The sequence below is a fragment of the Paramixta manurensis genome, assembly GCF_013285385.1.
Classification (GTDB): domain Bacteria; phylum Pseudomonadota; class Gammaproteobacteria; order Enterobacterales; family Enterobacteriaceae; genus Paramixta; species Paramixta manurensis.
Genome location: NZ_CP054212.1, coordinates 1 through 18,037 on the forward strand (window position 1 = coordinate 1; position 18,037 = coordinate 18,037).

The 18,037-nt window shown below is 50.0% G+C and carries 17 protein-coding genes; 11 read left to right on the top strand and 6 right to left on the bottom strand.

What is annotated here, in order from left to right; translation table 11 throughout:
• Nucleotides 1-200 precede the first annotated feature (200 nt).
• From dnaA to gyrB, 4 genes are all read left to right on the top strand, one after another.
• A complete protein-coding gene (dnaA, locus tag PMPD1_RS00005) occupies nt 201-1,598 on the top strand; it encodes a chromosomal replication initiator protein DnaA (protein ID WP_173632124.1) in 1,398 nt (465 codons plus the stop codon).
• Between the two features lie 4 nt (nt 1,599-1,602).
• The gene (gene dnaN / locus PMPD1_RS00010) at nt 1,603-2,703 is read left to right on the top strand and encodes a DNA polymerase III subunit beta (RefSeq protein ID WP_173632125.1); all 1,101 of its coding nucleotides are present in this window, start codon (nt 1,603-1,605) and stop codon (nt 2,701-2,703) included.
• Between the two features lie 131 nt (nt 2,704-2,834).
• A complete protein-coding gene (gene recF / locus PMPD1_RS00015; protein ID WP_173632126.1) occupies nt 2,835-3,920 on the top strand; it encodes a DNA replication/repair protein RecF in 1,086 nt (361 codons plus the stop codon).
• Between the two features lie 17 nt (nt 3,921-3,937).
• A complete protein-coding gene (gene gyrB, locus PMPD1_RS00020) occupies nt 3,938-6,346 on the top strand; it encodes a DNA topoisomerase (ATP-hydrolyzing) subunit B (protein WP_173632127.1) in 2,409 nt (802 codons plus the stop codon).
• Between the two features lie 56 nt (nt 6,347-6,402).
• Here gyrB and PMPD1_RS00025 read toward each other — a convergent pair whose 3' ends face one another.
• Together PMPD1_RS00025 and PMPD1_RS00030 are read right to left on the bottom strand one after the other, a co-directional pair.
• Nucleotides 6,403-7,863 (bottom strand): sensor histidine kinase, encoded by a 1,461-nt coding sequence (locus PMPD1_RS00025; RefSeq protein WP_173632128.1) that lies wholly within the window; start codon nt 7,861-7,863, stop codon nt 6,403-6,405.
• Between the two features lie 3 nt (nt 7,864-7,866).
• Nucleotides 7,867-8,589, bottom strand: coding sequence for a winged helix-turn-helix domain-containing protein (locus tag PMPD1_RS00030; protein ID WP_173632129.1), 723 nt, complete (start codon nt 8,587-8,589; stop codon nt 7,867-7,869).
• Between the two features lie 147 nt (nt 8,590-8,736).
• Here PMPD1_RS00030 and PMPD1_RS00035 point away from each other — a divergent pair, with 147 nt between their 5' ends.
• Nucleotides 8,737-9,003, top strand: a complete 267-nt coding sequence (locus tag PMPD1_RS00035; RefSeq protein WP_173632130.1) for a hypothetical protein — start codon at nt 8,737-8,739, stop codon at nt 9,001-9,003.
• Nucleotides 9,004-9,063: 60 nt separating this feature from the next.
• Here the strand turns inward: PMPD1_RS00035 and PMPD1_RS00040 are convergent, their stop codons facing one another.
• The 4 genes from PMPD1_RS00040 to PMPD1_RS00055 all read right to left on the bottom strand — a co-directional run bounded on the left by PMPD1_RS00040 (nt 9,064) and on the right by PMPD1_RS00055 (nt 11,850).
• Nucleotides 9,064-9,483, bottom strand: a complete 420-nt coding sequence (locus PMPD1_RS00040) for a DUF943 family protein (RefSeq protein WP_173632131.1) — start codon at nt 9,481-9,483, stop codon at nt 9,064-9,066.
• Nucleotides 9,484-9,496: 13 nt separating this feature from the next.
• The gene (locus PMPD1_RS00045; RefSeq protein WP_173632132.1) at nt 9,497-10,342 is read right to left on the bottom strand and encodes a YPO3983 family protein; all 846 of its coding nucleotides are present in this window, start codon (nt 10,340-10,342) and stop codon (nt 9,497-9,499) included.
• A 226-nt stretch (nt 10,343-10,568) separates the two neighbouring features.
• Nucleotides 10,569-11,015, bottom strand: coding sequence for a DUF943 family protein (locus tag PMPD1_RS00050; protein ID WP_173632133.1), 447 nt, complete (start codon nt 11,013-11,015; stop codon nt 10,569-10,571).
• The gene (locus tag PMPD1_RS00055) at nt 11,002-11,850 is read right to left on the bottom strand and encodes a YPO3983 family protein (protein ID WP_173632134.1); all 849 of its coding nucleotides are present in this window, start codon (nt 11,848-11,850) and stop codon (nt 11,002-11,004) included. The genes PMPD1_RS00050 and PMPD1_RS00055 overlap by 14 nt, the downstream gene beginning before the upstream one ends.
• Nucleotides 11,851-12,013: 163 nt before the next feature.
• Here PMPD1_RS00055 and yidA point away from each other — a divergent pair, with 163 nt between their 5' ends.
• The 6 genes from yidA (at nt 12,014) to PMPD1_RS00085 (ending at nt 17,929) form a co-directional block, all read left to right on the top strand.
• Entirely contained in the window at nt 12,014-12,823 is an 810-nt protein-coding gene (gene yidA, locus PMPD1_RS00060; RefSeq protein ID WP_173632135.1) for a sugar-phosphatase, read from the top strand.
• Nucleotides 12,824-13,048: 225 nt separating this feature from the next.
• The gene (gene dgoR / locus PMPD1_RS00065; protein WP_173632136.1) at nt 13,049-13,747 is read left to right on the top strand and encodes a D-galactonate utilization transcriptional regulator DgoR; all 699 of its coding nucleotides are present in this window, start codon (nt 13,049-13,051) and stop codon (nt 13,745-13,747) included.
• On the top strand, nt 13,744-14,619 hold the full coding sequence (locus PMPD1_RS00070) for a 2-dehydro-3-deoxygalactonokinase (RefSeq protein ID WP_173632137.1): 876 nt from the start codon (nt 13,744-13,746) through the stop codon (nt 14,617-14,619). The genes dgoR and PMPD1_RS00070 overlap by 4 nt, the downstream gene beginning before the upstream one ends.
• The gene (locus PMPD1_RS00075) at nt 14,603-15,220 is read left to right on the top strand and encodes a 2-dehydro-3-deoxy-6-phosphogalactonate aldolase (protein ID WP_173632138.1); all 618 of its coding nucleotides are present in this window, start codon (nt 14,603-14,605) and stop codon (nt 15,218-15,220) included. The genes PMPD1_RS00070 and PMPD1_RS00075 overlap by 17 nt, the downstream gene beginning before the upstream one ends.
• On the top strand, nt 15,217-16,365 hold the full coding sequence (gene dgoD, locus PMPD1_RS00080; RefSeq protein WP_173632139.1) for a galactonate dehydratase: 1,149 nt from the start codon (nt 15,217-15,219) through the stop codon (nt 16,363-16,365). Before PMPD1_RS00075 ends, dgoD begins: the two co-directional genes overlap by 4 nt.
• A 274-nt stretch (nt 16,366-16,639) precedes the next feature.
• Nucleotides 16,640-17,929: an MFS transporter gene (locus PMPD1_RS00085; protein WP_173632140.1), complete on the top strand. Its 1,290-nt coding sequence runs from the start codon at nt 16,640-16,642 to the stop codon at nt 17,927-17,929.
• Nucleotides 17,930-18,037 lie beyond the last annotated feature (108 nt).

Here is an 18,037-nt window from a genome sequence, read left to right on the forward strand (position 1 = left end):
ATCAAAACTGTGTAGAAAGTGAAGATCTCTGCCGCGCTTTGCGCTATGATCCGCCCTTCCGCTAACGATCCTCCTTACGATCGGGATCGGAACTAACCGCAGATAGCGGTTCGCATGCGTCCCAGCTGCATGCGTCAACAATGATGAATTTATCGCTTCAGCGCCTTTTTCTTATCGATTTTGTTCGAGTGGAGTCCGCCGTGTCACTTTCGCTTTGGCAACAGTGTCTTGCCCGTTTGCAGGATGAGTTACCTGCCACAGAGTTCAGCATGTGGATACGCCCCCTGCAGGCGGAATTGAACGACAATACGCTGGCCTTGTATGCACCAAATCGGTTTGTACTTGATTGGGTTCGGGATAAATATCTGAATAACATCAACGGGCTGCTTAATGATTTTTGTGGCGCGGACGCGCCTTTGCTGCGTTTTGAAGTAGGCAGCAAGCCGGTCAGTCAAACCCTCGGTCAGCCAGTGGTTGCTAGCGCCAACATCACCGCCCCGGTAGCCGCTGTAGACACGCGCCCGATGCCGACGCGCCCCAGTTGGGATAACGTTCCGGCGCCAGCCGAGGTTTCTTACCGCTCAAACGTCAACACTAAACACAACTTTGATAATTTCGTTGAAGGTAAATCTAACCAACTGGCGCGCGCGGCGGCACGTCAGGTGGCTGATAATCCTGGCGGCGCCTACAATCCTTTGTTCCTTTATGGAGGAACCGGCTTAGGGAAAACGCACTTGCTGCATGCGGTAGGGAACGGAATTATCGCGCGTAAGCCTAATGCCAAAGTGGTGTATATGCATTCGGAACGCTTTGTGCAGGATATGGTTAAAGCGTTGCAAAACAACGCAATCGAAGAATTTAAGCGCTACTACCGCTCGGTTGATGCGTTGCTGATCGATGATATTCAGTTCTTTGCTAATAAAGAGCGGTCGCAAGAAGAGTTTTTCCACACCTTTAACGCTCTGCTGGAGGGCAATCAGCAGATCATTTTGACCTCCGATCGTTACCCTAAAGAGATCAATGGAGTAGAAGATCGGCTAAAATCTCGCTTTGGCTGGGGGTTGACGGTTGCCATTGAACCACCAGAGTTGGAGACGCGTGTGGCGATCCTGATGAAAAAAGCCGATGAGAACGCGATCCGCTTACCTGGCGAAGTGGCGTTCTTCATCGCTAAACGTTTGCGCTCCAACGTGCGTGAGCTGGAAGGGGCGCTGAATCGCGTTATCGCCAACGCTAATTTTACCGGGCGCGCAATTACTATCGACTTTGTGCGGGAAGCGCTGCGCGATCTGCTGGCGTTGCAGGAAAAACTGGTCACTATCGATAATATTCAAAAAACGGTGGCTGAATATTACAAAATCAAAGTGGCCGATCTGCTCTCAAAACGTCGTTCTCGCTCCGTGGCGCGTCCGCGTCAAATGGCGATGGCGATGGCGAAAGAGTTGACCAACCACAGTTTGCCGGAAATCGGTGATGCTTTCGGGGGTCGTGACCATACCACCGTGCTGCATGCGTGCCGTAAAATCGAGCAGCTACGTGAAGAAAGTCATGACATTAAAGAAGATTTCTCAAATTTAATCAGAACATTATCTTCCTAACGCTATGAAATTTATTGTAGAACGCGAGCATTTACTCAAACCGCTACAACAGGTCAGCGGTCCCTTAGGTGGTCGACCGACGCTGCCGATTCTTGGTAACCTGCTGTTGCAGGTCAACGAGGGCGATCTGTTGTTAACCGGTACTGATTTAGAAATGGAAATGGTGGCGCGCGTAGCGTTGACGCAGCCGCACGAACCTGGTTCAACTACCGTTCCGGCGCGCAAATTTTTAGATATTTGCCGTGGGTTGCCGGATGGCGCGGAAATTAGCGTAGTGCTGGAGGGCGACAGAATGCTGGTGCGCTCCGGGCGCAGTCGCTTTTCGCTCTCCACTCTGCCGGCCAGTGATTTTCCTAACCTTGATGATTGGCAGAGCGAGGTTGAGTTCACCCTGCCGCAGGCAACGCTAAAACGTTTGATTGAAGCCACGCAGTTTTCAATGGCGCATCAGGACGTGCGGTATTATCTCAATGGCATGCTGTTTGAAACCGAAGGCGAAGAGCTACGCACCGTGGCGACCGATGGTCATCGTCTGGCGGTTTGTTCTATGCCGGTTGGGCAAGCATTACCTAACCATTCAGTGATTGTGCCGCGCAAAGGTGTGATTGAACTGGTGCGGTTGTTGGATGGTGGCGAGACACCGTTGCAAGTACAGATTGGCAGCAGCAACATCCGAGCGCATGTGGGTGATTTTATTTTCACTTCTAAGCTGGTTGATGGGCGTTTTCCCGATTATCGCCGCGTATTGCCGAAAAATCCTGACAAAAACCTTGATGCCGGTTGCGATCTGTTAAAACAGGCTTTTGCCCGCGCCGCTATTTTGTCGAATGAGAAATTCCGCGGCGTTCGCCTCTATATCAGCGAAAATCAGTTGAAAATCACCGCTAATAATCCGGAACAGGAAGAGGCGGAAGAGATTTTGGATGTCACGTACGGCGGTGCCGATCTGGAGATTGGTTTTAACGTGAGCTACGTGCTGGATGTGCTGAATGCGCTGAAATGCGAGAATGTGCGCCTGCTATTAACGGACTCGGTTTCCAGTGTGCAGATTGAGGATGCGGCAAGCCAGAGCGCAGCCTATGTTGTTATGCCCATGAGATTATAGTTGTCCGGGCTATCTTACTGGCTATTTTGGGATTGGGCAGCGCGCAAAATCCTCACGTACTCTGTGTACGCTCCGGTTTTTGCGCGCCGTTTACGCTCTGGTTTCCTGACTGCTTTGGATAATCTCTCCCCATGGCTTTGACCCGCCTTCTTATTAAAGACTTCCGTAATATTGAAAATGCCGATTTGGCGCTGGCGCCGGGGTTTAATTTCCTCATCGGCGCCAATGGCAGCGGCAAAACCAGCGTACTGGAAGCCATTTATACGCTTGGGCATGGGCGTGCCTTTCGTAGCTTACAGGCCGGGCGTGTCATTCGTCATGATGAAGAGGCGTTTGTGCTACACGGTCGTATTGACGGCGCGGAGCGGGAAGTGACGATTGGGCTGACCAAAAACCGCGCGGGCGACAGTAAAGTACGGATTGATGGCAGTGATGGGCATAAAGTCGCCGAACTGGCGCAACTGTTGCCGATGCAATTGATCACCCCGGAAGGTTTTACCTTGCTAAATGGCGGGCCGAAATATCGCCGTGCCTACATTGACTGGGGTTGTTTTCACAATACACCGGGCTTTTTTACCGCCTGGAGTAATTTGCGCCGTCTGCTGAAACAGCGTAATGCGGCGCTTCGGCAAGTTTCCCGCTATCAGCAAATTCGAGCCTGGGATCAAGAGCTGGCGCCGCTAGCGGAACAAATCAGCGCCTGGCGCGCGGAATATAGTGAGGCGATAGCGGCGGATATTACCGCCACCTGCGCGCAATTTTTACCCGAATTCCAGCTTACGTTCTCATTTCAGCGCGGCTGGGATAAAGAGAGTGATTACGCCGAACTGTTGGAACGACAATTTGAGCGCGATAGAGCATTAACCTACACCGCAACCGGGCCACATAAAGCGGATTTTCGCATTCGCGCCGAGGGGACGCCGGTAGAGGATCTGCTCTCTCGCGGGCAGTTAAAATTATTGATGTGTGCGCTACGTTTGGCGCAGGGTGAATTTCTTACCCGACAAAATGGGCGTCGTTGCCTGTATCTGATCGATGATTTTGCCTCTGAGCTGGATGAGAGCCGTCGACGCCTGTTGGCAGACCGGTTGAAGGCTACGCGGGCCCAAGTTTTCGTTAGCGCGATTGGCGCCGATCATGTCATCGACATGAATGACGAAAAGGGCAAGATGTTCCGCGTGGAACAGGGTAAAATAGCGGTTCAATCTGAAGATTAAATGAGCGAGAAACGTTGATGTCGAATTCTTATGACTCCTCAAGTATCAAAGTCCTGAAAGGTCTTGATGCGGTACGCAAACGCCCGGGCATGTATATCGGCGATACGGATGACGGCACCGGTCTGCATCACATGGTATTCGAGGTCGTGGATAATGCCATCGACGAAGCACTCGCCGGCCACTGTAAAGATATTCTGGTGACTATCCATGCCGATAACTCGGTCTCCGTGCAGGATGATGGTCGCGGTATTCCGACCGGTATTCACGAAGAGGAAGGGGTGTCGGCGGCGGAAGTTATCATGACCGTGCTGCACGCGGGCGGTAAGTTTGACGATAACTCCTACAAAGTCTCCGGTGGCCTACACGGCGTGGGCGTGTCGGTAGTTAACGCATTGTCGGAAAAACTTGAGCTAACCATTCGTCGCGAAGGAAAGGTGCATCAGCAAGTTTATCAGCACGGCGTGCCGCAAGCGCCGCTGTCGGTAACCGGTGAAACCGAGCAGACCGGTACCCGTGTGCGCTTCTGGCCAAGCCATGAAACCTTTACCAATGTTACCGACTTTGAGTACGACATTCTGGCGAAACGCCTGCGCGAGCTCTCATTCCTCAACTCAGGCGTCTCTATTCGCCTGGAAGATAAGCGCGACGATAAAAACGATCACTTCCATTATGAGGGCGGTATCAAGGCATTTGTTGAGTATCTGAATAAGAACAAAACGCCTATTCACCCAAATGTCTTCTATTTTTCGACCGAAAAAGACGGTATTGGCGTTGAAGTTGCGCTGCAATGGAATGATGGTTTCCAGGAAAATATCTACTGCTTTACCAACAATATTCCACAGCGCGATGGCGGCACGCATCTGGCGGGTTTCCGTGCGGCGATGACGCGTACCCTCAATGCGTATATGGATAAAGAAGGCTACAGCAAAAAAGCTAAAGTGAGCGCCACTGGTGACGATGCGCGTGAAGGTTTGATTGCGGTGGTCTCGGTTAAAGTACCCGATCCCAAATTCTCTTCGCAGACCAAAGACAAGTTGGTTTCATCAGAAGTGAAATCAGCGGTTGAACAGCAAATGAACGAGTTGCTGGCGGAGTACCTGCTGGAAAATCCGGGCGATGCGAAAATTGTGGTGGGCAAAATTATTGATGCCGCCCGCGCCCGTGAAGCTGCACGCCGTGCCCGTGAGATGACCCGTCGTAAAGGCGCGCTGGATCTCGCGGGTCTGCCAGGCAAGTTAGCGGATTGCCAGGAGCGCGACCCGGCGCTGTCTGAAATTTACCTGGTGGAGGGTGATTCCGCAGGCGGTTCGGCAAAACAGGGGCGTAACCGTAAGAATCAGGCCATTCTGCCGTTGAAAGGGAAAATCCTTAACGTAGAGAAAGCGCGTTTCGACAAAATGCTCTCTTCACAGGAAGTGGCGACGCTGATCACCGCGTTGGGTTGCGGAATTGGTCGTGATGAATACAACCCCGACAAGCTGCGTTACCACAGCATTATCATCATGACCGATGCCGACGTCGATGGCTCGCACATTCGTACACTGTTGCTGACCTTTTTCTATCGTCAGATGCCGGAAATCATTGAACGCGGGCACGTCTACATCGCGCAGCCGCCGCTGTATAAAGTGAAGAAAGGCAAGCAGGAACAGTATATTAAAGATGACGACGCGATGGATCAGTATCAAATCGCCATCGCGATGGACGGTGCCACGCTGCACACTAATGCCAGTGCGCCGGCATTGGGCGGTGAACAGCTTGAAAGCTTGGTTGCTGAGTTCAATAGTACCCAGAAGATGATTAAACGCATGGAGCGCCGTTTCCCGATGGCGCTGCTAAATGCGCTGGTTTACCATCCGACGCTGAGTGATTTAAGCAGTGAATCGGCGGTAACAAGCTGGATTAACGGCCTGGTGAGCTATCTGAACGAGAAAGAAGTTCATGGCAGCAGCTATGTGGCGCAAGTGCGTGAAAACCGTGAGTTGCACATTTTTGAGCCGGTGCTGCGCGTGCGTACCCACGGTGTCGATACCGATTATCCGTTGGATACCGAGTTTATGCAGGGCGCGGAGTACCGCAAAATCTGTACGCTGGGTGAAAAACTGCGCGGTCTGATTGAGGAAGATGCCTTTATTGAACGTGGCGAGCGCCGTCAGCCGGTAGCGAGTTTCGAGCAGGCGTTGGAGTGGTTGGTTAAAGAGTCACGCCGTGGCCTGTCGGTCCAGCGTTATAAAGGGCTGGGTGAGATGAACCCGGAGCAGTTGTGGGAAACGACAATGGATCCGGATAGCCGCCGCATGTTGCGCGTGACGGTTAAAGACGCGATTGCTGCCGACCAGTTGTTTACCACGCTGATGGGCGATGCGGTTGAACCGCGTCGCGCCTTTATCGAGGAAAATGCTCTGAAGGCGGCGAATATCGATATCTAATCGACCAGCACGTCAGCCTAACGGCGCGGGAAACCGCGCCGTTAGCGTTTCTGCCACTATAACGGGATGCCGAAACGGAAGCAGGCGCCCGGTTCTTCTTCAATTAAGGCAATATCGCTGCCGTGCAGTTGTAAAATTCGCCGTACAATCATCAAACCTAACCCACCATTTTGGCGGCGTGCGTGACCCAGTATTGAGGGGCGCTCAAACAAATCCGCTTTTAATTCCTGCGGAATCCCCGGCCCGCTATCTTTCACTTGTACCATCACCTGCTGTGCTTCGGTCCACAACCGTAGCGTAATCACACCCTGCTCCGGCGTGTGCTTAATCGCGTTATCGATCAGATTGGTTAGCACGCGTTCCATCATCGACAAATCAGCCTTTACGTGCGGGATCCCCGGCTGAATATCCGCCACCAGCCGTTGTTTACGCGTTTCCGCCGAAAGCTCAAATTTCTGAAACACATCCTGTATCAACTCATACAGAGAGAAAAGCTCTTTACGCGGTTTCACCACGCCATATTCCAGCCGCGCCAGCTCAAACAGTTGTTGCGATAGCTGACCTACCTTATGGCTCTGCATCAGGGCGATATTCAGATAACGCGTGCGCTCTTCCTCTTTTAGCGACGCCGCTTTAACCGAGAGTGTTTCCAGGTAGCCATGCAATGACATCAGCGGTGTGCGTAAATCATGAGAGATATTGGCGATAAACTCGCGCCGCTGCTGATCCTGGCTGGCTAATTTTTCCCACTGCACGGCGATACGCTGGGCAAGATCGATGAAGGCGTTGCGTAGCAGGGTGACTTCATCTTTGCGTTTTTTTTCATGCGGCGCGGCAGCCAGCGCTTTCACCGCCGTCACGCCGCCACGATCGAGATGGCTAACCTGTGCGGTCAGTTGGCGAATGGGGCGGGTCACCCAATGGAAGGCGCATCCCCCGGCCACCAGACCAAATAGCGCGATCAGCCCAATCGACCAATAGGTAAAGTGGCGTAGTGAAACCGCCTGTGCCCGCATGTTCAGGTTGTTGTAATGTTCCCCCTGAAGGATGACGTAAAGGTAGCCGACCTGTTTGCCGCCAGCGTTAAGCGGCGCCACGCTGAAAATTTTCTGCTGAGAAACGTTACGCGGATCATCGCCGTAGACCGGCAGTTTTTCCCCGGCCAGCAGCGCGTTAAGCGGCGCAATATCTACCATCGGTCGTTTAAGATGCCCCTTGGGCGCCGCGTCGGCAATGATGTGGCCACGTTTATCCAATAAATAGACTTCAACGCTTGGATTGATCGCCATCATTTGATCAAACAGCGGCTTGAGCGCGTCCTGATTAATGCCCTGTTCGTTCATTAGCGGGCTGCTGTGTGCAATATTATCGGCCAAATTACGTGATAGGTTTTGGATCATTGCATCGCCGTACTGAATACTGCTACGAAACTGAATCCAGCCGGAGAGCGCACAGCACAGCAATAGTAGCGAAGCGAAAACCAGCGTCAGGCGCTGGCTTAAGGTGAGGTTTTTCATCACTTAGTCACCTTGTGTGCTGTCAGGAGAAACAAATTTATAGCCCTTACCCCAGACGGTTAAAATGCGCTCGGGTTCTGCCGGGTTTTTCTCAATTTTTAAACGCAGGCGGTTAATATGGGTGTTTACGGTATGCTCATAGCCGTCGTGCTGATAACCCCATACTTGATTAAGGAGATTGAGACGGGAAAAAACCTTACCGGGATGTTTAGCGAAATAGTACAGCAGATCGAATTCGCGTGGCGTTAGTTCAACGATATGTTGAGCCAAACGAACCTCACGCGCTACCGGGTCAATGGTCAAATCGGCAAAATTTAGCGTACCGGCTTCCATACGTAAATTCATCGTCATGGCTTCCTGGCGACGAAACAGCGCTTTGACACGCGCCACCAGTTCCAGCATCGAAAAGGGTTTGGCGAGATAATCGTCGGCGCCCAGTTCCAGCCCCAATACGCGATGTACTTCGCTGGCACGCGCACTGATCATAATAATCGGCGTATAGCGCGTCATCATCCGTGCGCGGCGGCAAATCTCAAGACCGTCCACACCGGGCAGCATTAAATCGAGAATCAATGCGTCCCACTGGCTGCTTTCCAGTAACGCAACGCCGCGATCGCCATCGGGGGCATGAATGATTTCATACCCCTCATCGCGTAAATGTATATGCAGAAGTTCGGCGATATTACTGTCATCTTCCACAATCAGGATTTTTTTAGCCTTAGTCACACGGTGCTCTCTTTACGCCTATCTACCGGCCAAGCGTACACTTTTTGGCTTATTAGAGTTATCACATTTTGTTTAATTCTGCGTGAGGCGCCAGTGAAGATTTTACTTCTATAATGAGTTATACCCGTTAAGCATAAGGAAACTTCAATGAAAGCTTTACTTAAAGTTGCAATCGCTGGCGCTGCAATGCTGGCCGTTACCGGAGCCTGGGCCGCAGACTCTATGAGCATGAGTAAGGACGCGATGACGAAGCAAGATAACGGTAAGGCGATGAACAATAGCATGATGATGCAGCAGCAAACCGCCATGAACAAAGATCCGATGAATAATGACGGTAAGAAAAAGCATCACGCAATGAAAATGAAGATGAGTAAAAGTAAAGATACCAAGAAAAAAGACGCCACCAGTCAGTAAGGCGTTGCGCTAAACCTGTGTCCTGTGCCTGCAGGCCGAGCGCGCCCCTCTGCGTTCGGCCTATTTTTCTTCCACTATCTTTCCGCTTGGTAATTGGGTGTATCTTTTTCCATCAATGGCATAGATAGGATTTTCTTGTTTAAACTTGTAGATGACCATGTCACTAACCTTATCGATACAGTTTTTGGGTGATGGAATATCAGCGAAACACAGACGATCATACTTTCCGTTTTCTTTATACCCACTGCCAAAATCCCATATATTAATATAATATGTCCCATCATTGCTTGGTTTAGCGATATTTTCTTCTGCAATTTGATTGCTGTATTCTTTCCACCAGCTAATCTTTCCTTGAGCGGTTAACGGAGAGTTTTTAATAAGAATATCCGTTGAGTTCCGATATTTATGGATACCTATAACTTCTACCGGCTTGGTTAACCTCCATCCAGCGTAGATAGCGCATACACATACTACAAGCATGAGTATGATTATCCTATATTTTATCATGTCTTTTCCCGTTGATTTCTATCGTCGCCTCCATATTAGTCATAAACGGTTTATAAGCAAACTGATGATAACGTTGCAAAACAAACCAGATGCGAAAAAAACGGAAATGCCAGTATTTGAACTGCCTAATATCCGCTTGATCCAGCCCGAAGTGATCCTGCACTTTGTAGTGCACTACGGCATGATAATGCCCTTGATCAATACGTAATGATTTAATCATAATTTGTGTGGCCCAGATATCATGAACCGTAATCCCTAAGCCGTTAATTTTATCTCTATGCCGAACAAATTTAGGGAGTACAGATGATCTTAACAAAGTATCGAATTCATATTTACTATCTGCAGGGAAATAGTTTTCATCCCAATTAGCAAATTTTTGGACAACCGTCTTTATCTTTTTTAGCGTACTTCCATCGGATCCATCATTCACTATCTGTTCCTTTAACGCGCGATTTAGCTGTATATCGTAATAAGGCGCGCCATTATTCTTCTGCATATGTTCAATCATACGCAAAATGAGATGCCGATACGGCCCAACCCAGGAGAATGCCCCGGCAAGATGGCGAAACTCATCAAACAGAATCTCGGCGCAGGCCTGGCGTGAGAGACGCGTACCGTGGCCATGCATACCATAAAACCGTGATTGAGGCTGATTGAAAGCGGTTAAGGCGGTCAGGGTATAAGGATTGACGCGGGAAGAAATATCGACCAGATTCAAATGCCGCTTGAGAAACATTTCATCAAGATCGCCATAACGCATATCATCGGCCGCGTAATCATCGAGACGGTTTGCTGAGGTAAAGACTTTAAAGGGAAAATGTAGTAAAGACATGGGGTTACGTTCCTTGTTAACTTATGTTTAGTGCGTCATTGCACATTTCGGCGCGAGTATACCGCGGGTTATTCTGGATACAACCGTTTAAAAGATAATCAGGCTGGTCAATGTGAGCTGGATCGCGTTAGCATAAGCAAAACCGCGATTTAACGAGGACACTATGGCAATAAAACTCATTGCAATCAGTTGCCTGCAGGCCGAGCGCGCCCCCTCTGCGTTCGGCCTATTTTTCTTCCACTATCTTTCCGTTTGGTAATTGGGTGTATCTGTTTTTGTCAGTAAAGTTTACTTTGCCATTTTTGTAGTTTTCAATGATTAAAAGCCGATCTTTTTCAATGCAATTTTCTTTATTTTTCATATCGTTGAAACATTTTCTATCATATTTTCCCTTTTCTTTATATCCATCGCCAATATTCCATATACTAATTGAAGAATAACCATCAATTTCATCCGTTGGGAACCCGTATTTCTTTTCTATGCTTTGCCCATTCTTTTTCCACCAGGTTATTTTTTGCTTTTCAGTCAGCGGGAAATGTTTGACTACGATATCCGTATAAGCGCCATTATGGTGGATGGCTATAATTTGTACTGGTCGCAGTGAAATCCAGACTACACCTATCCCGATTAAAAATAGGATCATGAAAGTGATTTTTATTTTAGATGCTTTCATTTTTACTCCCTGAAATCTCTATGGTTGCTTCCATATTAGTTATAAATGGTTTATAGGCAAACTGATTGTAGCGTTGTAGTACAAACCAGATACGAAAAAAACGGAAATGCCAGTATTTGAACTGCCTGATATCCGCTTGATCCAGCCCGAAGTGATCCTGCACTTTGTAGTGCACTACTGCATGATAATGCCCTTGCTCAATACGTAATGATTTAATCGTAATTTGTGTGGCCCAGGTATCATGAACCGTGATCCCTAAGCCGTTAATTTTATCTTGTTGCCTAATGAATTTCGGCAGAATAGTGTTATTAATATTTTCCTGGAACAGCTTTTTTTTGTCAGCATTTAACGATTTTTTATCCCAGTCTATACTATTTAATAAAGTATTTTTTAAGATTAATAATGAACTGTTTTTTTCGGATCCATCATTCACTATCTGTTCCTTTAACGCGCGATTTAACTGTATATCGTAATAAGGCGCGCCATTATTCTTCTGCATATGTTCAATCATACGCAAAATGAGATGCCGATACGGCCCAACCCAGGAGAATGCCCCGGCAAGATGGCGAAACTCATCAAACAGAATCTCGGCGCAGGCCTGGCGTGAGAGACGCGTACCGTGGCCATGCATACCATAAAACCGTGATTGAGGCTGATTGAAAGCGGTTAACGCGGTCAGGGTATAAGGATTGACGCGGGAAGAAATATCGACCAGATTCAAATGCCGCTTGAGAAACATTTCATCAAGATCGCCGTAACGCATATCATCCGCCCCGTAATCATCAAGACGATTTGCTGAGGTAAAGACTTTAAAGGGAAAATGTAGTAAAGACATGGCGTTACGTTCCTTGTTAACTTATGTTTAGTGCGTCATTGCACATTTCGGCGCGAGTATACCGTGGGTTATTCTGGATACAACCGTTTAAAAGATAATCAGGCTGGTCAATGTGAGCTGGATCGCGTTAGCATAAGCAAAACCGCGATTTAACGAGGACACTATGGCAATAAAACTCATTGCAATCGATATGGATGGCACACTACTTAACCCGCAACATGATATCACCCCGCGCGTTAAGCAAGCGATAGCGCGGGCGCGCAGCAAGGGCGTCCATATCGTCCTGGCAACCGGGCGGCCTTTTATCGGGATTCAGCGCTATCTACTGGAGCTGGATTTACAGCAAGAAGGCCAATATTGCATCACCAACAATGGCGCGCTCGTACAGCGAGCGGTCAATGGTGACTGCGTGGCGGAAACCACCCTCTCATTTGATGATTATCTGCGGTTTGAAAAGCTGGCGCGCGAACTGGGCGTACACTTCCAGGCGTTGGATAAATCCTTCTTATATACCGCCAATAAAGATATCAGTGAATATACCATCCATGAGGCCAGCCTGACCGGCATGCCGTTGCGTTACCGCGCGGTGGAAGAGATGGATAGTACGCTGACTTTCCCGAAAGTTATGATGATCGATCCGGCAGAGGTACTGGATGCGGCGATTGCCCGCCTGCCGCAGGAGGCGCGTGACAACTATACAATCCTGAAAAGCGCGCCGTACTATCTGGAAATCCTCAACAAGCGTGTCAATAAAGGTTCGGGGGTGCAAGCATTGGCGGAGCAGCTCGGCCTGGCACGGGATGAAGTGATGGCGATAGGCGATCAGGAAAACGATCTGGCGATGCTGGAGTATGCCGGTATCGGTGTTGCGATGGGTAACGGTATTGAAGCCGTAAAAGCCATCAGTCAGTTTGTGACGAAAACCAATATGGAAGATGGGGTCGCGCACGCAATCGAAAAATTTGTGCTGTAACTCCTCAATATTACTCATATTTATTACGGGTCGATGAAAATCGGCCCGTTTTTTTTGACTTTTGGGGCGGCAAATTGCCGGTTTTGTGATCCAGATTGTAGTACAAGCGTGTTTTTTGGTACTACAATCAATCTCAAGTAACGTCTTTTGCCTGCGTGATGTAGTGCGATTAGGTTCCCGACAGAGGTAAAGTATCGAATGTCTTCTCTTACCGTGTGGAACATTATGACCAAAGAACCTCTCAGCAAAACGGACCGCATTATTCTGACGCTTGGTGAAGAAATTGTTTCCGGAAAGTATGTGCCCGGCGCCCCTTTACCTGCCGAGGCTGAGCTTTGCGAACAATTTGCCACTTCGCGCAACATCATCCGCGAAGTGTTTCGTTCGCTGATGGCGAAACGTCTGATGGAAATGAAGCGTTATCGCGGTGCGTTCGTGACGCCACGCAACCAATGGAATTATCTCGATAGCGATGTTTTGCAGTGGTCGCTAAAGCATGATCACGATCCGCGCCTAATCGCCGCGATGAATGAAGTGCGAACGCTAGTAGAGCCACAAATTGCGCGCTGGGCGGCGGAACGCGCTACGTCCGGTGATTTGGCGAAAATTGAAGTCGCCTGGAACGATATGGTAACGAATCACCTCGATCGCGAGGCGTTTAACCTGGCTGATATTCGTTACCACGAAGCGGTACTCGAAGCGGTTCATAACCCGGTATTGCAACAACTTAGCGTGGCGATCAGTCAGTTACAAAAAGCGGTGTTTGAGCGCACTTACATGCCAGATGAGGGCAACATGCCGAAAACGCTGCAGGAACATAAAGCCCTGTTTGACGCGATTCGTCATCAGGATCCCGATGCCGCCGAGCTGGCGGCGCAATCAATGATCGCCAGCTCGACACGACGATTAAAGGATATTACGTGACCAGCTATATCGCTATTGATTGGGGCTCCACCAATCTGCGCGCCTGGCGTTATGAAAACGGTGAGTGTATTGACGAGCGCCGCTCCGAAGCGGGTGTTACTCGTCTGGAAGGCCGAACGCCCGTTGAGGTGTTTGACAGCGTTACCGCCGGGTGGCCGGTAACCTCGGTGCCGGTGGTGATGGCGGGGATGGTAGGGAGCAATGCGGGTTGGCTGTCGGTACCTTACCTTTCCTGCCCGGTATCGCTGGGTAAGCTGGCTTCTCAACTCACGCGCGTGGAAGACAAAGCGTGGATCGTTCCGGGGCTTAGCGTCGATAGCGAAAGTAATCATAACGTCATGCGTGGCGAAGAAACGCAGTTACTGGGTGCGATTACGCTCGCGCCTAATCGCGTGTATGTCATGCCGGGCACCCATTCCAAATGGGTCGTCACTGAGCAGGATACGGTGTGTGATTTTCGCACGGTGATGACCGGCGAATTGCATCATTTATTACTGCGCCATTCGCTGGTAGGAGCCGGGTTACCGCCTCAACAAGCCAATGAACGCGCGTTCTGCGAAGGGCTGGAAACCGGCAGTAATGATAGCAGCATCCTGGCGCGTTTATTTGAAGTCCGCGCGGCGCATGTTTTAGGTTCCCGTCCGCGTGAGGCGGTGAGCGAATTTCTCTCTGGCTTGCTGATTGGTCACGAAGTGGCGCTGATGAGTCAGACTTTCCCGACGAGCGGCGGGGTAACGCTGATTGCCGGCAGTTCACTGGCCCAGCGTTATCAGCACGCGATGACATTTGCCGGCTTGCCGGTGCAACTTCTGGATGGCGATCGCGCTTTCCAGCATGGAATGAGGAGTATTGCCAATGACCTGGCCGACTAAACTACCCTTAATCGCCATCCTGCGTGGTATCAAGCCGGAAGAGGCCGAAGCCCATATCAGCGCACTAATTGAGGCTGGCTTTGATGCTATTGAGATTCCGCTGAACTCACCCGACTGGCAAACCAGCATTCCGGCAATGGTAAAAGCGTTTGGCGAGCAGGCATTAATTGGTGCCGGTACGGTATTGCAGCCACAGCAGGTGGATACGTTGGCTGGTTATAACAGCAAGTTGGTGGTAACGCCAAATACCGACGCCGCCGTGATTCGCCGCGCGGTCGAACAGGGAATGCTGGTGGCCGCCGGTTGTGCCACCGCCAGTGAAGCTTTCACTGCGCTACAGGCTGGCGCGCAGGCGCTGAAAATTTTCCCTTCTTCCGCGTTTGGCCCGGACTATATCAAAGCGCTGAAAGCGGTATTGCCGCCGGACGTGCCGGTCTTTGCCGTCGGCGGCGTCACGCCGGAAAACCTGAAAACTTTCCTGGCCGCAGGTTGCGTGGGCGCAGGTCTGGGGAGCGATCTCTATCGTGCCGGGCAGCCCTTGTCGCGCACGATAGAAAAAGCGCAGGCCTTTGTTGCCGCTTATAAGGACGCTGTACAATGAAAATTACCAAAATCACCACTTGGCGCCTACCGCCACGCTGGATGTTCCTGAAAATTGAAACCGATGAAGGGATCGTCGGTTGGGGTGAGCCGGTCATCGAAGGCCGGGCGCGCAGCGTAGAAACGGCAGTACATGAACTCTCGGATTATTTGATTGGTCAAGATCCGGCACGTATTAATGACCTGTGGCAGGTGATGTACCGCGGCGGTTTCTACCGTGGCGGCCCCATTTTGATGAGCGCGATTGCCGGTATTGATCAGGCGTTGTGGGATATTAAAGGTAAAGCATTAGGTGTTCCGGTGTATCAACTGCTCGGCGGCCTGGTGCGTGACAAAATTAAGGCTTATAGCTGGGTAGGCGGCGATCGTCCATCTGAGGTTATTAGCGGCATTAAAAAGTTGCGAGAAATCGGTTTTGATACCTTCAAGCTGAATGGCTGTGAAGAGATGGGCATTATTGATAATTCACGCAAAATCGATGAAGCCGTGAATACCGTGGCGCAAATTCGTGACGCATTCGGCAACGAAATTGAATTTGGTCTGGATTTCCATGGGCGCGTTAGCGCACCAATGGCAAAAGTGTTGATTAAAGAGTTGGAGCCCTATCGCCCGTTGTTTATCGAAGAGCCGGTGCTGGCTGAACAGGCGGAATATTATCCACGTCTGGCAGCGCAAACCCACTTACCAATTGCCGCCGGTGAACGTATGTTCTCGCGTTTCGAGTTCAAGCGTGTGTTGGAAGCCGGTGGCCTCGCGATTTTGCAACCGGATCTCTCCCACGCCGGCGGGATTACCGAATGCTTTAAAATTGCCGCGATGGCTGAAGCCTACGATGTTTCACTGGCACCGCATTGCCCGCTTGGCCCAATCGCGCTGGCGGCCTGCCTGCATGTTGACTTTGTTTCCCGTAATGCGGTGTTCCAGGAGCAAAGTATGGGTATTCATTACAATAAAGGTGCTGAGTTGCTGGACTTTGTATTGAATAAAGATGACTTTAAAATGGACGATGGTCATTTCTATCCATTAAATAAACCGGGCCTCGGCGTCGAAATTAATGAAGAAATGGTGATTGAACGTAGTAAAAATGTTCAAGACTGGCGCAATCCATTATGGCGTTATCCTGATGGTAGTGTGGCTGAGTGGTAATTTATTTTTAGCGTGTTTTAATCCCTCATTTAATTGATGCGGCATACCTAATACCAGGTGCTTATTATGAGGGGTAATGAGTATTTTTATTAAAGCTTTTATACTCGCCAGGCGCTATATCTGTATAGCGCTCTGCGCCTTGTTTACCGCAAAGATGTAAAGGTATTTTGGTTATCCGCTTTAAAGTAGATGGGTAATTTTATTTGCCAAATGGAATAGTATTATAACATCACGCAGATAAGTAACATTATTATTTTCCATACGGAGAAACACCATGGAATTAACCTCTTCAGTAAAACCTACGCGTCGGCGTTATTTAACATTGTTAATGATCTTTATTACCGTGGTTATTTGTTACGTTGACCGCGCTAATTTGGCTGTCGCGTCAGCACATATTCAGAAAGAGTTTGGTATCAGCAAAGCCGAGATGGGATACATCTTCTCAGCGTTCGCCTGGCTCTATACCTTGTGTCAGATCCCCGGCGGCTGGTTTCTTGACCGCGTAGGCTCGCGCCTGACCTACTTTATCGCTATTTTCGGCTGGTCGATCGCCACGTTACTACAAGGGTTCGCCTCTGGCTTGTTATCGCTGATTGGTTTACGGGCGATTACCGGTATTTTTGAAGCACCCGCTTTCCCAACCAATAATCGGCTGGTCACGAGCTGGTTCCCGGAGCAGGAGCGCGCCTCTGCTGTCGGGTTCTACACTTCAGGGCAGTTCGTGGGGTTGGCTTTCCTGACCCCGCTGCTGATTTGGATTCAGGAACTGATGAGTTGGCACTGGGTGTTCATCCTCACCGGTGGTATTGGCATCATCTGGTCCTTTATTTGGATCAAATGTTACCGTGCGCCGCGTGACAGCAAAGCCATCAACCAGGCAGAAATGGAGTATATCCGTGCGGGCGGCGCAATGGTGGATGGTGATGCCCCGGCGGAGAAAAAAACGCGCACGAAGTTGTCCCGCGCAGACTGGAAACTGGTGTTTCATCGCAAGCTGGTGGGGGTTTATCTTGGGCAATTCGCCGTGGCATCGACGCTGTGGTTCTTCCTGACGTGGTTCCCAAATTATCTGACGCAGGAAAAACATATTGCCGCTTTAACCGCCGGTTTTATGACCACCGTACCATTCCTGGCGGCCTTCTTCGGCGTGATTTTGTCCGGCATTGTGGCGGATAAGTTGGTGAAGCGCGGGTATTCACTCGGCTTCGCGCGTAAAACACCAATCATTTGTGGTTTGCTGATCTCTACTTGCATCATGGGCGCAAACTACACCGATGATCCGATCTGGATTATGGTGTTAATGGCGCTGGCCTTCTTTGGTAACGGTTTTGCGTCAATCACTTGGTCGCTGGTTTCCTCGCTGGCGCCGATGCGTCTGATTGGCTTGGTCGGCGGTATGTTCAACTTTATTGGCGGCCTGGGCGGCATTACCGTACCGTTAGTAGTGGGATATTTAGCTCAAGACTATGGTTTCGCTCCGGCGTTAACCTATATTTCGGTGGTGACGCTGCTTGGCGCGCTGTCGTACATCTTGCTGGTTGGCGATGTGAAACGCGTCGGCTAAATCAATGGATAGTGGCCGGGCATGTCCGGCCACTATTTTCGACTGGCAGCGGTAAAATAGCTGCGTCCTGTGTTCCTTTGGCGTAATTTGTCTGGCATTCACTGAAGA